The organism is Leucobacter sp. USCH14 (assembly GCF_037619215.1).
GTDB lineage: Bacteria > Actinomycetota > Actinomycetes > Actinomycetales > Microbacteriaceae > Leucobacter.
Map to the genome: position 1 here is coordinate 23102 of NZ_JAQPZP010000008.1, position 13965 is coordinate 37066.

The window sequence follows — 13965 nt, forward strand, 5'->3', positions numbered from 1 at the left end:
GCGTGCGCAGACCGGTGCCGTGTCGAACGGAGGCGGATCGCGCCGACGTGTGCGGGCTACGCGTCGTTGCCCCGCATGAGCTCGACCAGGCGAGCCGCAGCGCGGGGCACCTCGTCGTTGACGATCACCTCGTCGAACTCGTCAGCCGCGGCGAGCTCGACCTTCGCGGTCTCGAGTCTGCGCGTGCGCTCCTCTTCGTCCTCGGTGCCGCGCCCGACAAGACGGTCGACCAGCTCCTCCCAGCTGGGCGGCGCGAGAAACACCAGACGCGCCTCGGGCATGCTCGCACGCACCTGGCGCGCACCCTGCAGATCGATCTCGAGCAGCATGAGGGCGCCCTGCTCGGCGGCTTCGAGTACCGGCCGACGAGGAGTGCCGTACCGCGATTTGTTGTGCACCGTCGCCCACTCGAGCAGCTCATCCGCCGCGAGCATTCGGTCGAAGCCCTCGTCGTCGATGAAGAAGTAGTGCCGACCGTGCTCCTCGCCCGGGCGCGGCGCCCGGGTTGTGGCCGAGACGGAGAGCTGCACCTCGGGATAGTGCTCGCGAATGTAGGTGGCGACCGTTCCCTTGCCGACCGCCGTCGGTCCCGCGAGCACCGTCAGTGGAGGGCGCGGCCCGACGCGACCGCTCCCCGTTCGCTCGCGCACGAACGATTCGAGGCGGTCCCGCTGCAGCTTGCCGAGGCCGCCGAGCCGTTTGCGGTCCGAGATCCCGAGATCCTCGCGCACGCGCTCCGCCTTCACCGCGCCGATCGCGGGGAACGAGAGGAGAAAGTCGGTGATCCGCAGCGATGCCGCGGGCGTGTCGGGCAGCCGCGACTGCTCGAGCACCCGGAAGGGAGACACCTCGCCCGAGCGCAGACGCCGCTTGAGATCGGCTCGCGCCTGTCGTGCTGCGATTGCAGCGCGGTTCGCCGCCACACGATCCACCTCCGGCATCGTCCGAGCAGTCGTCACCGTGTCACTCCCTCATCGTCTCACCGCACGTTCTGTGCGCAATGCGTCATAGCCTAGGCCGGTTCACCGCTCAATGCGAAGCGAACCGCTGCTGCGCGCTCCCGCACGCGCTCCGGCAGTCCGATCGGGCCGCCGCTCAGTATGCTGCGGGATTCGTTTGCAAGCAGGGCGTGCCCGATGCCTCCGAATACGCGGCCCGCGTCTTCGATGCGCGCCCCTTGATGCCCGAAGCCCGGTGCGAGCACCGGGAGGGCGGGGCCGGCGGGCCGTTCGGCGACGTCGATCTCGAACGATGCGAGATCGAGGGTAGCGCCGAGCACGACGCCGACACTGCCCACCGACGCGCGTGCGTTCGCCGCGTTCCACTCCGACGCGTCCTGCACCATCGCGGCGGCGACGGTCCGACCGTCGGCTCGACGCGCCCGCTGCACCTCCGCAGCCTCGGGGTTCGACGTCGCCGCGAGCACGAACAATCCTTTGCCGTGGTGCTCCACGTGAGCGAGCGCACCCTCGAGCGTGCCGAAGCCCTGATACGCCACGACCGTCATCGCATCCGCCTCGAGCGGCGAGCCCGGAGCCAGCCAGGTGTCGGCGTACGCCGCGAAACTCGACCCGATGTCGCCCCGCTTCACATCCGCCACCACGAGCAGCCCGGCATCACGCGCGTCGGCGAGCACTCGTTCCAGCGCGGCGAAGCCCGCCGATCCGAAGCGCTCGAAGAATGCGATCTGCGGTTTGACGCACGCGGCGACGCCGGCGGCGGCCGCGACCACATCGCGGCCCATCCGCTCGGCTCCGTCGGCATCATCGGCCGCATCCCAGCCCGCGAGAAGCGGGCCGTGCGGGTCGATTCCGGCGCAGAGATGCCGGCCCGCGGCGAACTCCGCCGCGAGCCGGTCTCCGAATGACGGTCGGGTCATCGCCCGGCCAGCGCTGCGTCTCGGTCGGCCTGGTACTCCTGCAGCGACTTCACGTCGAAGCCGCTCCGCTGCGCCGAGATGGCGCCGACGGCTGCCGAGAGCTCGGACACCGTCGTGAAGATCGGCTTGCCCGCCGCCACGGCCGCTGCGCGGATCTCGTAGCCGTCGGCGCGCGCCGAGCTGCCCGACGGCGTGTTGATGATCATGTCGATATCGCCGCGGTTGATGAGATCGACGATCGTGTCGCCCTCGGCCCCGGCGCTGTGCTTGCGCACGACCTCGGAGGCGATGCCGTTGCGCCCCAGCACCACCTGGGTGCCCTGCGTCGCGAGAATGCGGTAACCCAGCTCCTGCAGGCGGAGCGCGGGCAGCACGATCGACCGCTTGTCGCGGTCGGCGACCGAGAGGAACACCGTTCCGCTCTCCGGGAGCTCGCTTCCGGCGGCCGACTGGCTCTTCGCGAACGCGGTCGGGAAGTCCCGGTCCATGCCCATGACCTCGCCGGTCGAGCGCATCTCCGGTCCGAGCAGCGAATCGACGACCAGACCCTCGTGCGTGCGGAAGCGCTTGAACGGAAGCACGGCCTCCTTGACGGCGATGGGCGCGTCGATGGGAGCGCGCGATCCGTCGCGCTCGGGCAGCAGCCGCTTCTCGATCAGCTCGGCGATGGTCTCCCCCGCCATGATGCGCGAGGCGGCCTTCGCGAGCGGGATCCCGAGCGCCTTCGACACGAACGGCACCGTGCGCGAGGCGCGCGGGTTCGCCTCGAGCACGTAGAGCACCCCCTGGCCGATCGCGAACTGCACGTTCAGCAGACCGCGCACGCCGATGCCCTCGGCGATGCCGAGCGTCGCCTCGCGCACGCGAGCGATCTGATCGTGCCCGAGGGTGACCGGCGGAAGGGTGCAGCTCGAGTCGCCCGAGTGCACACCGGCCTCCTCGATGTGCTCCATCACGCCGCCCACGTACAGCTGCTCGCCGTCGTAGAGCGCGTCGACATCGATCTCGATCGCGTCGTCGAGGAACCGGTCCACGAGCAGCGGGTGGCCGGGGCCGACGAGGGCGTGGCCCTCGATGCGGCCGAAGTAGCCGCGCAGCGACTCGGTATCATACACGATCTCCATGCCGCGCCCGCCGAGCACGAACGAGGGGCGCACGAGCACGGGGTACCCGATCTCCTCCGCGATGCGGACCGCTCCCTCCTCGTCGATCGCCGTGCCGTTGCGCGGCGCGAGCAGACCCGCACGGTCGAGGATGCGGGAGAACGCGCCGCGCTCCTCAGCGAGATCGATCGCCTCCGGGGTGGTGCCGAGGATCGGCACTCCCGCGTCCTTCAGCGGCTGCGCGAGGCCCAGCGCCGTCTGCCCGCCGAGCTGCACGACGACCCCGAGCAGTTCGCCCGACGCCTGCTCGGCGTGAATGACCTCGAGCACATCCTCGAGCGTCAGCGGCTCGAAGTACAGGCGGTCGGAGGTGTCGTAATCCGTCGAGACGGTCTCCGGGTTGCAGTTGATCATGATCGTCTCGTACCCCGCGTCGGAGAGCGCGAAGGAGGCGTGGACGCAGGAGTAGTCGAACTCGACGCCCTGGCCGATGCGGTTCGGGCCCGAGCCGAGAATGACGATCTTCTTCCGATCGCTCGATGCGACCTCGGTCTCGGAGTCGTACGAGGAGTAGTGGTACGGGGTCAGCGCGGGGAACTCGCCCGCGCAGGTGTCGACCGTCTTGTAGACCGGGCGCAGGCCGAGCCCGTGGCGCAGGCCGCGGATCTCGGATTCGGAGACGCCGCGAAGCGCCGCGATCTGCACGTCGGAGAAGCCGTGATCCTTCGCCTCGCGCAGCACGTCGAGTGTGAGCTGGCCGGCGCGCTGCACGGTCTCGGCCACCTCGTTGATCAACTGGATCTGGTCGAGGAACCACGGGTCGATCGAGGTCGAGTCGAACACCTGCTCGATGCTCGCTCCGAGGCGCAGCGCCTGCTGCACGTCGATGATGCGCCCGTCCGTCGGGCGCTTGATGGTCTCGAGGATCTCTTCGATCGACCGCGTCTCCTCGCCCCAGTGGAAGGAGGAGCCCTTCTTCTCCAGCGAACGCAGCGACTTCTGCAGCGCGGTCGTGAAGTTGCGCCCGATCGCCATCGACTCGCCGACCGACTTCATGGTGGTCGTCAACGTGTCGTCCGCCGCCGGGAACTTCTCGAACGCGAACCGCGGCGTCTTCACGACGATGTAGTCGATCGACGGCTCGAAGCTCGCCGGGGTCTTCTGCGTGATGTCGTTCGGGATCTCGTCGAGCCGGTACCCGAGCGCGAGCTTCGCGGCGATCTTCGCGATCGGGAAGCCGGTGGCCTTGGACGCGAGCGCCGAGGAACGAGAGACGCGGGGGTTCATCTCGATGACGATGATGCGCCCGGTCGCGGGGTCGACCGCGTACTGGATGTTGCACCCGCCCGTGTCCACGCCCACGCGGCGGATGATGTCGATGCCGATGTCGCGCAGCTTCTGGTACTCGCGGTCGGTCAGCGTCAGCGCGGGAGCCACCGTGATCGAGTCGCCGGTGTGCACGCCCACCGCGTCGACGTTCTCGATCGAGCACACGACCACGGTGTTGTCCGCTGTGTCGCGCATCAGCTCGAGCTCGTATTCCTTCCACCCGAGGATCGACTCCTCGAGGAGCACCTCGCTGGTGGGGCTGTAGTGCAGCCCGTCTCCGGCGATCCGGATCAGGTCCTCCTCGGTGTAGGCGAAGCCCGAGCCGAGGCCGCCCATCGTGAACGAGGGGCGCACGACCAGCGGGTAGCCGAGATCCTTTGCGAACTCCTTCGCCTCCTCGAGCGTGTGCGCGATGTGCGATCGCGCGACATCCGCCCCCGACTCGATGACGAGATCCTTGAAGATCTGCCGATCCTCACCGCGTTGAATCGCCTCGACCTTCGCGCCGATGAGTTCGACGCCGTGCTTCTCGAGGATGCCGAGGTCGTGGAGCTGGATCGCCGCGTTGAGCGCGGTCTGGCCGCCCAGGGTCGGAAGGATCGCGTCGGGGCGCTCCTTGATGATGATCGACTCGATCACTTCGGGAGTGATCGGCTCGACGTACGTGGCGTCGGCGAAGTCGGGGTCGGTCATGATCGTGGCGGGGTTCGAGTTCACCAGGATGACGCGCACGCCCTCCTCTCGGAGCACGCGGCAGGCCTGGGTTCCCGAGTAGTCGAACTCGACGGCCTGACCGATGACGATCGGGCCCGATCCGATGACGAGTACCGAATTGATGTCTGAACGCTTGGGCATCGGGTCAGGCCTCCTGGGCGTGTGCGCCGGTCGAACGGGTGGAGCGGCTCGAGACCAGCTCGCGGAAACGGTTGAAGAGATAGAACGCGTCGTGCGGCCCCGCGGCCGCCTCGGGGTGGTACTGCACCGAGAACGCCGGGATATCGAGGCACTCGAGACCCTCGACGACCTGATCGTTCAGGCTGAAGTGGCTCACCTGCACGCGCCCGAAGCCCTCGGGGGCGTCGATCTCCCCGTCGATGGGGGCGTCGACCGCGAAGCCGTGGTTCTGCGCGGTGATCTCGACGCGTCCGGTGCGCTTGTCGAGCACCGGCTGGTTGATGCCGCGATGCCCGAAGGGCAGCTTGTACGTGCCGAAGCCGAGCGCCCGGCCGAGCAGCTGGTTGCCGAAGCAGATGCCGAAGTAGGGCACCCCGTCGCGCAGCAGCTCGCGGAGCACCATGACCTGCTGCTCACTCGCAGCGGGGTCGCCGGGACCGTTCGAGTAGAAGAGCGCGTCGGGGGCGATGGCGCGGATCTCGTCGAGCGGCGTCGACGCGGGCAGCACCGTGACGTCGAACCCGTGCTCCGACAGGTAGTGCACGGTCGCGCGCTTGATGCCCAGATCGAGCACCGCGATCGAGCCGACGCGATCCACCCCCTCCGCAGCGGGCACATCGTAGCGCTCGGGGGTCGTGACGAGCTCCGACAGGTTCTTCCCCGCCATCGGCTCCTGCGAGCGCACGAGCGCGAGCTGCTCATCTTCCGAGAGCTCGAAGTCGGGGCCCGAGAAGACGCCGGCGCGCATCGCTCCGGCGGAACGGATGTGACGGGTGATGGCGCGCGTGTCCACACCCGAGATGCCGACCACGCCGTCCTCGACGAGGTTCTCGTCGAGCGAGCGCTCGGCCCGGAAGTTCGAGACGCGTCGCGCAGGATCGCGCACGACGAATCCGGCCACCCAGATCTTGCGCGACTCCATGTCGTCGTCGTTCGCGCCCGTGTTGCCGATGTGCGGCGCCGTCATGAGCACGATCTGACCGGCGTACGAGGGATCGGTGAGCGTCTCCTGATACCCGGTCATCCCCGTCGAGAAGACGACCTCGCCGAGCGTTCGGCCGGTGGCCCCGTATGCGCGCCCCACGTATCGTCGCCCGTCTTCGAGCACCAGCACTGCCTTGCCCGTGGGCACAGCAGCAGCCGGGGGCGCGGTGACGCCATGCGGCGCCACGGCGTCGTTCGCCGTCTCTTCGGTCGTGTTCGTAGTCACGCATCCTCCTGGGTCGTGTGGGAAGTGGAATGGGTCTGCGAGCCGGGGGCGGGCGCCGCTCCGGCAGGAATGATCTGGGCGACGGCGTCGGCGAAGCGCCGGTGCTCTGCGGGCTGCGAGAACCTGAAGCTCGATTCGACCTCCGAGCCGTCGGCGGCGCGCCACTGCAGCACGGAGAGCCCGTCGCGCTCGACGGCCTTTCCGACTCGCCGGCTCGCGACGTCGCTGCCGAGCAGCCGCTCGACCGGCAGGTGGACCTCCGGCTCGCCGGTCACGGCGATCGTCGCGCCGTCCGCGCGCAGGATGAGGTCGGCGAATCCCTTGAACTGCAGCCCGGGGATAGACAGGCGGTCGAGCGGGGCACCGATGCGGGTCGTCGAGACGTAGCTGACCCGGGGAAAGGCGGCGATCACCGCGCCGACGAGCGCATCGCCGTTCTCGGCGAACGCGCGGTGCCGACGGGCGCGGCCGCGCCAGCCGAGCCACATCGCCAGCAGCACGACCGCGGCGATGGCGATCATTACGAGCGCGAAGGCGGTGCGGGTCATTGCGATGCTCCGACACGCCGAGCAGCGGCGGCGACGGACTCGGGTGCGACCAGCTTGCCCGCATCGAGGGTGAGGAACCCGCGACGCACCGTGTACGCGATACGGCCCGGAAGCTCCATGCCGAGGAACGGCGAGTTGACGCTCTGGCCACGAAGATGGTCCGTCGAGAACGTGCTCGTGCCCGACGGGTCGACGAGCACCAGATCCGCGGGCTGCCCGACCTCGATCGCGGTCGGATGCCCCTCGAGGCGCCCGATCTCGGCCGGCCGCTGCGAGAGCAGCGTTTCGAGTTCCGCCCAGCTGGCGTGGGCCTCCTGCACGAGTGTGAGCAGCGCGATCGGGAGCGCCGACTCGAGGCCGACCATGCCGAACGCCGCAGCGTCCCACTCGCAATCCTTGGCCTCGACCGGATGCGGCGCGTGGTCGGTCGCGATGATGTCGATGATGCCGTCGGCGACGGCGGTTCGGAGGGCGCGCACGTCCTCCTCGCGGCGGAGCGGCGGGTTCACCTTGTACCGCGCGTCGTAGCTGCGCGCGAGCTCCTCGGTGAGGATCAGGTGGTGCGGCGTGACCTCCGCGGTCACCTGCACCCCGCGGGCCTTCGCCCAACGGATGACCTCGACCGATCCGGCCGTCGAGAGGTGGCAGATGTGGAGGCGCGCCCCGATGTGCTCGGCGAGCAGCACGTCGCGGGCGATGATCGACTCCTCGGCGACCGCCGGCCATCCTTTGAGGCCCAGCTCGCTCGACAGTGCGCCCTCGTTCATCTGGGCGCCCTCGGTGAGACGAGGATCCTGCGCATGCTGGGCGATGACGCCGTCGAAGGTCTTCACGTACTCGAGCGCACGTCGCATGAGCAGCGGATCGTGCACGCACTTGCCGTCGTCGGAGAAGACGCGCACCGCGGCGCGCGACTCGGCCATCGCGCCGATCTCGCTGAGGCGCTCGCCCGCGAGGTCTTCCGTGACCGCGCCGATGGGACGCACGGTCGCGTAGCCCGCCGCGTCACCCAGCGCCTGCACCTGCTCGACCACGCCCGCCGTATCCTGCACCGGCAGCGTGTTCGCCATCGCGAACACACTTGTGAACCCGCCCGCGGCTGCCGCGCGGGTTCCGGTGAGCACCGTCTCGGACTGCTCGAAGCCCGGCTCGCGCAGATGGGTGTGCAGGTCGACGAGCCCGGTGAGCGCGACGAGCCCATCGGCCTCGATGATCCGCTCCCCATCGCGAGGCTCCAACCCGCCGGCGGCCTGCGTCGCGCGCTCGACGATGAAGCCGTCGGCGATGCGCAGATCCACCGCCGCGGCATCGGCGAATTGCTGCCCGCGCTCGGTAAGTGCAGCCGCGAGCCGTGCGCCGCGGATGAGCATCCCGTTCGTGGTCGTCGTGTTCGTCATACCTGCTCCGTTCGCTCGCCGGAAAGTAGAAGATAGAGTGCCGCCATCCGCACCGAGACGCCGTTCGCGACCTGCTCGAGCACGGTCGAGCGATCCGAGTCGGCGGCCTCCGAGGAGATCTCCAACCCGCGGTTCATCGGACCGGGATGCATCACGATCGCGCGATCCTGCAGGCCGGCGAGACGCGTCCCGTCGAGGCCCCAGACTCGCGCGTACTCGCGCTCGTTGGGGAAGAAGGCCGCGTGCATGCGCTCGCTCTGGATGCGCAGCATCATGACGACGTCCGGCCGATCCTCGCAGAGTGCGGTGTCGAATGAATGATGCACCTTCACGGGCCAGTCGCGCGCTCCGTAGGGCAGCAGCGTCTCGGGCGCGACGAAGCTCACGTGCGCACCCAGCGCGTTCAGCAGCCAGAGGTTCGACCGGGCCACCCGCGAGTGCGCGATGTCGCCGACGATGACGACCGATACGCCGTCGAGATCGCGGCCCCGGCTCGACTCGCCGAAGAGCCGGCGCCGCATGGTGAAGGCATCGAGCAGGGCTTGAGTCGGGTGCTCGTGCGTGCCGTCTCCCGCGTTCAGCACTCCGGCGTCGATCCAGTTGCTCGCGGCGAGCTTGGCCGGAGCGCCCGACGCGGGATGCCGGATCACCACACCATCCGCCCCGATCGCCTGCAGGGTCTGCGCCGTGTCTTTCAGCGACTCGCCTTTCGACACGGAGGAGCCTTTGGCGCTGAAGTTGATGACATCGGCGCTGAGACGCTTCGCCGCAGCTTCGAAGGAGATGCGGGTGCGCGTCGAATCCTCGAAGAAGAGGTTGACGACCGTCTTGCCGCGCAGCGTCGGCAGCTTCTTGATCTCGCGCTGCTGAGTCGCCGCCATCTCCTCGGCGGTATCCAGAATCAGGATCGCCTGCTCGCGCGAGAGGCTGCGCGTGTCGAGCAGGTGCCTCATGCGATGGGCTCCGTGCTCGCTCCCGGCTCGGCGCTCGCATGGGCGTCGGCGTGAGCGGCGGTGCTCGAGCGGTGGCCGGGCGCGTCCTGGTTCTCCGAGGTGATCGTGACCTCGTCGGCCCCATCATGCTCTTCGAGCCGGACTGCGATGCGCTCATGCTTCGCGCTCGGCAGGTTCTTGCCGATGAAGTCGGCCCGGATCGGAAGCTCGCGGTGACCCCGGTCGATGAGCGCCGCGAGGCGCACGACCTGCGGGCGTCCGTGATCATTCAGCGCGTCGAGGGCGGCGCGCACCGTACGGCCGGAGTAGAGCACGTCATCGACGAGCACGACCGTGGCTCCGTCGACGCCGGCTGCAGGCATCTCGGTGGGCCGCGGAGCGCGCGTGGGATTCTGCGCGAGGTCGTCGCGGTACATGGTGACGTCGAGGCTGCCCACGGGCACCTCGTGACCCTCGATACGCGAGATGATGTCGCCGATGCGGCGAGCCAGCAGGCTTCCGCGGGTCGGAATGCCCACGAGAACGAGCCCGTCGACGCCCTTGTTCGCTTCGATAATTTCGTGCGAGATTCGGGTCAGCGCGCGCGAGATCTCAGCACGTTCGAGTACTGTTCGCGTTCCCATAACCGAGCCCCCCTTCCCCGCCTCACGGGACGGAACTTAAAGAAAAGCTTGCAACCGCTCCAGTCTATCGCATGGCGGGCGGTGCCGCCGTTCGGCCCGGCGTCTCGGCGACTCGGCACTCCGTGTTTCGGCGTCTCGGACTCTGAGTGTTTCGGCATCTCGGCCTCTGCGTCTCAGCACTCTGCGTTGCGCTCGCTTTCCGCATTCGGCAACACGCACCACGCCCAGGCGGGGTTGCGCTGTGCAGATCACTGCGCCGGCCGCTGCGTCGATCGAGAATCGAGATTGCCGACCACAGGGCCGCTGAGCGGGCGAGAACGAGCACCTCTTCCCCGGTCGCGTCTTCTCCGCGCTCCCGCGCACCGGCCGCTGCAGACTGATCGCATGGCCCGTTCATCACATGCACCGCGTTTCCCCGCGGAAGGCGTCGCGCGCACCGCGGAGCTCCTCCGTTCCGGCTGGTCGCGCCACCACTTGGATCGCGCCGTGCGCGACGGCCGCCTCACGCGACCGAGAAGAGGGTGGGTCGCTCGACCCGACGCCGACCCCGCCCTGATCGAAGCCGCGCGTCGCGGCGTCGTGATCAGTTGCGTGTCGCAGGCTGCGCGACGCGGCTTATGGGTTCCCCGACACGAGCGGCCGCACGCCGCCGTGCGCGTGCCGGGAAGAACCGACGGAGGTCACACCGTGCTGCACTGGCGATCGCCCCTGCTCGAACGACAGCCGCACGCGCTCGAAGATCACCTCGAGAACGCCCTCGACCTCGTCGCACACTGTCTCCCGTTAGAAGACGCGGTCGCCGTGTGGGATTCCGCTGCACAACACGGACTCATCTCTCGGCAGCGGTGGGAACGGCTCCCCTTGCGCGGACGTGCGCGCGAGGTGCTCGCAGCGATGAGCCCCTTCGCCGATTCCGGCCTCGAGACCTATGTGCGCCTTCGCACCCGGTGGATGAACGTGCGATGCGTGCCGCAAGCGTGGATCGCCGGCCACCGGGTCGACTTCCTCTTCGGTGAGCGCCTGGTGCTCCAGATCGACGGGGGCACGCACGTCGGGCCGCAGCGCACCCGCGACAATGAGCACGATGCGCTGCTGCGCTTGCTCGGCTACACCGTGATCCGCGTCGGGTACACGCAGATGATGCACGACTGGCCCGCGGTGCAGCTCCTGCTGATGGAGGCGATCGCGCAGGGGCTTCATCGCGCCGATGGCATCGGGTGATGCCCGATGTGAGCGGATCACGCCGCCGAGCGCTGTCGAACGTTGTCGAGCACTGTTGGCCGCTGTCGACCGTTGCGGGGCCGTCACCGAGGTGGCGCGCAACGCAAGCGATCCGCCTTCCGCAAGCTCTCGACGATGCGAGTGGTCTTGCAGCAGGCGGATCGCTTGCGGAACGCGGATGCAGGTGCAGATGCAGATGCAGGTGCAGGTGCAGCGATGCCGGACTCAGGCGAATCAGGCTCCCGCGTGATCCGCGATCTTTCCGAGCACCCCGTTGACGAAACGGCCGGAGTCGTCGGTCGAGTACTCCTTGGCGAGTTCGACCGCCTCATCGATCGCGACCGCCGCGGGTACCTCGTCGTTGAAGAGGATCTCCCAAGACGCGAGGCGCAGCAGCGCACGATCGACGTGGGGCATGCGCTCGAGGGTCCACCCCTGCGCATAACTCATGATGAGCTCGTCGATGCGGTCGCGGTGATCGGTGACGCCGTCGACGATCTCCCGCGCGTACAACCAGGATGCGGCACGGTCGGGTTCTCCCGACGCGCGCTGCGCTTCCGCATTGACGATCGCCGCAATCGACTCCTCGCGCAGATCGGCCTGATAGAGCATGTCGAGCGCGCGTTTGCGCGCCTTGGTTCGAGCTGACACCGAGGACTAGTCGTTGACGCGACCGAGGTAGTCACCCGTGCGGGTGTCGACCTTGACCTTGGTGCCGGTCTCGAGGAACAGCGGCACCTGGATCTCAGCGCCCGTCTCCACGGTGGCCGGCTTCGTGCCGCCGGTCGAGCGGTCGCCCTGCAGACCGGGCTCCGTGTAGGTCACCTCGAGCACGACGGAAGCGGGAAGCTCGAGGTACAGCGGCTCGCCCTCGTGGAGCGCGATCTGCACCTGCAGGTTCTCGAGCATGAACTTCGCGGCGTCGCCCACAACCGCACCGGAGACGGTCAGCTGGTCGTAGTCCGACTGATCCATGAAGACGAAATCGGCACCGTCCTGGTACAGGTACTGGTAGTCGCGGCGATCGACGTTCGCGGTTTCGATCTTGGCGCCCGCGTTGTAGGTCTTGTCGATGATCTTGCCCGAGACCACGTTCTTCTGCTTCGTGCGAACGAAGGCCCCGCCCTTGCCCGGCTTCACGTGCTGAAACTCCACCACGCTCCAGAGCTGGCCGTTCTCCTTGATGACGGTGCCGTTCTTGATGTCGTTCGTGCTGGCCATGCAGTGATTCTCCGGATTCTGTAACGTTCGAGCGCCTGAATACGCGCCGCACCAGCATACACGGCGCAGGTTTTGCAGGTTCGGCACAATGGCAGGGCTCCGCCCTTGACGATCCCTCTAGGCTCTCCCCCATGCACATGTTCTTCCGCACGCTCTGGCACCAGTGGTTCATCGGGCGGCGCGGCCCGAAGCTCGGCTTCGAGGGCGTCTCCCGCTCGCGCTTCCGCGTCTGGCCGACCGACCTCGACATTCTGCGCCACATGAACAACGGCAAGTACCTCTCGATCATGGACGTCGCCAGGTTCGACCTCATTCAGCGCAACGGCGTCTGGGAGCTGTTCGCGCGCGAGCGCTGGTACCCGGTGGTCGTGGGGCAGACGATCTCGTACCGCAAATCTCTGAACCCCTGGCAACGGTTCTGGATCGAATCGCGCATTCTCGGATTCGACGAGCAAGCCGTGTACATGGAGCAGCGCTTCGTGCGGCCCGATCCGCAGCGCCGTCCGGAGATCTATGCCCGCGCCGTGGTTCGTGCGCGAATCCTGCGCCGCTCCGGGGGCGTCGTGCCGGTGGCGGAGATCATCGAGAAGAGCGGCGCCGATCCGAGCGCGCTCGTGGTGCCCGATGAGGTGCTCGAATGGGGCCGAACCACCCGGCTGCCGTCGACGCGAATCGATGCCGTCAGCGTCTGGGAGTAGGCGCGATCCGGATACGAGTAAACCGCACCCTCACCCGACCGGGGTGCGCGCCCCGAGGTGCGGGCCCTGGTTGCCGATCTCACGGCAGGTGATCCGGATCGCCCGTTCGCTCTCGTCGTACACGTGGCGCGCTGCGAGTCGGCCACCGGCGAGAGCCCCCTCGAGCCAGGTGAAGCTCGCGGAATCGATGGGCGGAGCGTCATCCGCGATCAGCATCAGTTGCAGCATGAGCATCTCGGGCAGAGTGACGTGGGGTCCGTGCGCGAAACCGAGACCCAGCACTGGAGGCCGCTCGCCCGCCGGGATCAATCGGAGCGTCCAGGTCACTCTCGCCGTAGTGACAGAGGGAGTATTCGCCGGCGCCGCGTCGAGCAGCTCGAATTCTCTCTCCGCCTCCGCGGCGAGCACGAGCGTCGAGCTCCCGGCGGCACCCGGCGCGAAGGCTCCCCGCCATGCGTCGGCTCCGCACCCGAACGGTGCTGGCACCGCGACCAACGCGGGCTCCGACGCCAGTGCCTCTCCGAGTCGTGCGAAATCGACGCCAGCCTCGGCGAAGGCTTCGGCCTCCGGCATCTCGACTCCGACCCATGCGCTCGCGACGCGGGCCGCGGCGAAACTGCGCTCGATCCTGCGCGCGGACTCGGGCTCTGCAACGTCGGCGAACGCCGCCTGCGGCAATAGGCGAGCCGCTGCCCCGTCGAGTCGTGCGTCGAGGGCCTCTGCAGCTCCCGGCACAACGTGTCGCGCAGCCGCCGCGTCGAGCTCACTCGCGAGGTCGGGGAACAGCGCGCGGATGAGTTCGAGGCGCTCGCCGGCACGGCTATGAGCGCGCACCCACGAACCCGCATCATTCCCACTCGTCATCGCCGCTCCTCACCCCTGGCCTGCC

Annotated in this window: 13 protein-coding genes; 2 read left to right on the forward strand and 11 right to left on the reverse strand. The window is 68.5% G+C overall.

The genetic code is table 11. The features are described from left to right. Window positions 1-56 precede the first annotated feature (56 nt). From gmk to pyrR, 8 genes are all read right to left on the reverse strand, one after another. Window positions 57-941: a guanylate kinase gene (gene gmk / locus PQI23_RS09310; protein ID WP_339974059.1), complete on the reverse strand. Its 885-nt coding sequence runs from the start codon at window positions 939-941 to the stop codon at window positions 57-59. A 71-nt stretch (window positions 942-1012) separates the two neighbouring features. Then, on the reverse strand, window positions 1013-1879 hold the full coding sequence (gene pyrF, locus PQI23_RS09315; RefSeq protein ID WP_339973844.1) for an orotidine-5'-phosphate decarboxylase: 867 nt from the start codon (window positions 1877-1879) through the stop codon (window positions 1013-1015). Continuing rightward, on the reverse strand, window positions 1876-5166 hold the full coding sequence (gene carB, locus PQI23_RS09320) for a carbamoyl-phosphate synthase large subunit (protein WP_339973846.1): 3291 nt from the start codon (window positions 5164-5166) through the stop codon (window positions 1876-1878). The genes pyrF and carB overlap by 4 nt, the downstream gene beginning before the upstream one ends. A gap of 4 nt (window positions 5167-5170) precedes the next feature. Further along, complete coding sequence (gene carA, locus PQI23_RS09325) at window positions 5171-6376, reverse strand: glutamine-hydrolyzing carbamoyl-phosphate synthase small subunit (protein ID WP_339974061.1); 1206 nt, start codon at window positions 6374-6376, stop codon at window positions 5171-5173. 35 nt (window positions 6377-6411) lie between these two features. Beyond that, window positions 6412-6963 carry a PH-like domain-containing protein gene (locus PQI23_RS09330; protein WP_339973848.1) on the reverse strand — a complete coding sequence of 184 codons (552 nt, stop codon included), beginning with the start codon at window positions 6961-6963 and terminating at the stop codon, window positions 6412-6414. After that, complete coding sequence (locus tag PQI23_RS09335) at window positions 6960-8333, reverse strand: dihydroorotase (protein ID WP_445238419.1); 1374 nt, start codon at window positions 8331-8333, stop codon at window positions 6960-6962. Before PQI23_RS09335 ends, PQI23_RS09330 begins: the two co-directional genes overlap by 4 nt. Window positions 8334-8356: 23 nt before the next feature. Continuing rightward, window positions 8357-9313: an aspartate carbamoyltransferase catalytic subunit gene (locus PQI23_RS09340; protein WP_339973852.1), complete on the reverse strand. Its 957-nt coding sequence runs from the start codon at window positions 9311-9313 to the stop codon at window positions 8357-8359. Then, window positions 9310-9936, reverse strand: a complete 627-nt coding sequence (gene pyrR / locus PQI23_RS09345) for a bifunctional pyr operon transcriptional regulator/uracil phosphoribosyltransferase PyrR (protein WP_339973854.1) — start codon at window positions 9934-9936, stop codon at window positions 9310-9312. Before pyrR ends, PQI23_RS09340 begins: the two co-directional genes overlap by 4 nt. Before the next feature lie 384 nt (window positions 9937-10320). Here pyrR and PQI23_RS09350 point away from each other — a divergent pair, with 384 nt between their 5' ends. Then, window positions 10321-11157 (forward strand): DUF559 domain-containing protein, encoded by an 837-nt coding sequence (locus tag PQI23_RS09350; RefSeq protein WP_339973856.1) that lies wholly within the window; start codon window positions 10321-10323, stop codon window positions 11155-11157. 234 nt (window positions 11158-11391) lie between these two features. Here PQI23_RS09350 and nusB read toward each other — a convergent pair whose 3' ends face one another. Together nusB and efp are read right to left on the reverse strand one after the other, a co-directional pair. Beyond that, on the reverse strand, window positions 11392-11808 hold the full coding sequence (nusB, locus tag PQI23_RS09355) for a transcription antitermination factor NusB (protein WP_339973857.1): 417 nt from the start codon (window positions 11806-11808) through the stop codon (window positions 11392-11394). Window positions 11809-11814: 6 nt separating this feature from the next. Beyond that, window positions 11815-12378 (reverse strand): elongation factor P, encoded by a 564-nt coding sequence (efp, locus tag PQI23_RS09360; protein ID WP_010156967.1) that lies wholly within the window; start codon window positions 12376-12378, stop codon window positions 11815-11817. A gap of 131 nt (window positions 12379-12509) precedes the next feature. On the opposite strand from efp, the gene PQI23_RS09365 reads away from it, so the two are divergent. Further along, window positions 12510-13076 carry a thioesterase family protein gene (locus PQI23_RS09365; protein WP_339973863.1) on the forward strand — a complete coding sequence of 189 codons (567 nt, stop codon included), beginning with the start codon at window positions 12510-12512 and terminating at the stop codon, window positions 13074-13076. A gap of 30 nt (window positions 13077-13106) precedes the next feature. Here the strand turns inward: PQI23_RS09365 and PQI23_RS09370 are convergent, their stop codons facing one another. Further along, window positions 13107-13940 (reverse strand): hypothetical protein, encoded by an 834-nt coding sequence (locus PQI23_RS09370; RefSeq protein WP_339973865.1) that lies wholly within the window; start codon window positions 13938-13940, stop codon window positions 13107-13109. Window positions 13941-13965: the final 25 nt, after the last annotated feature.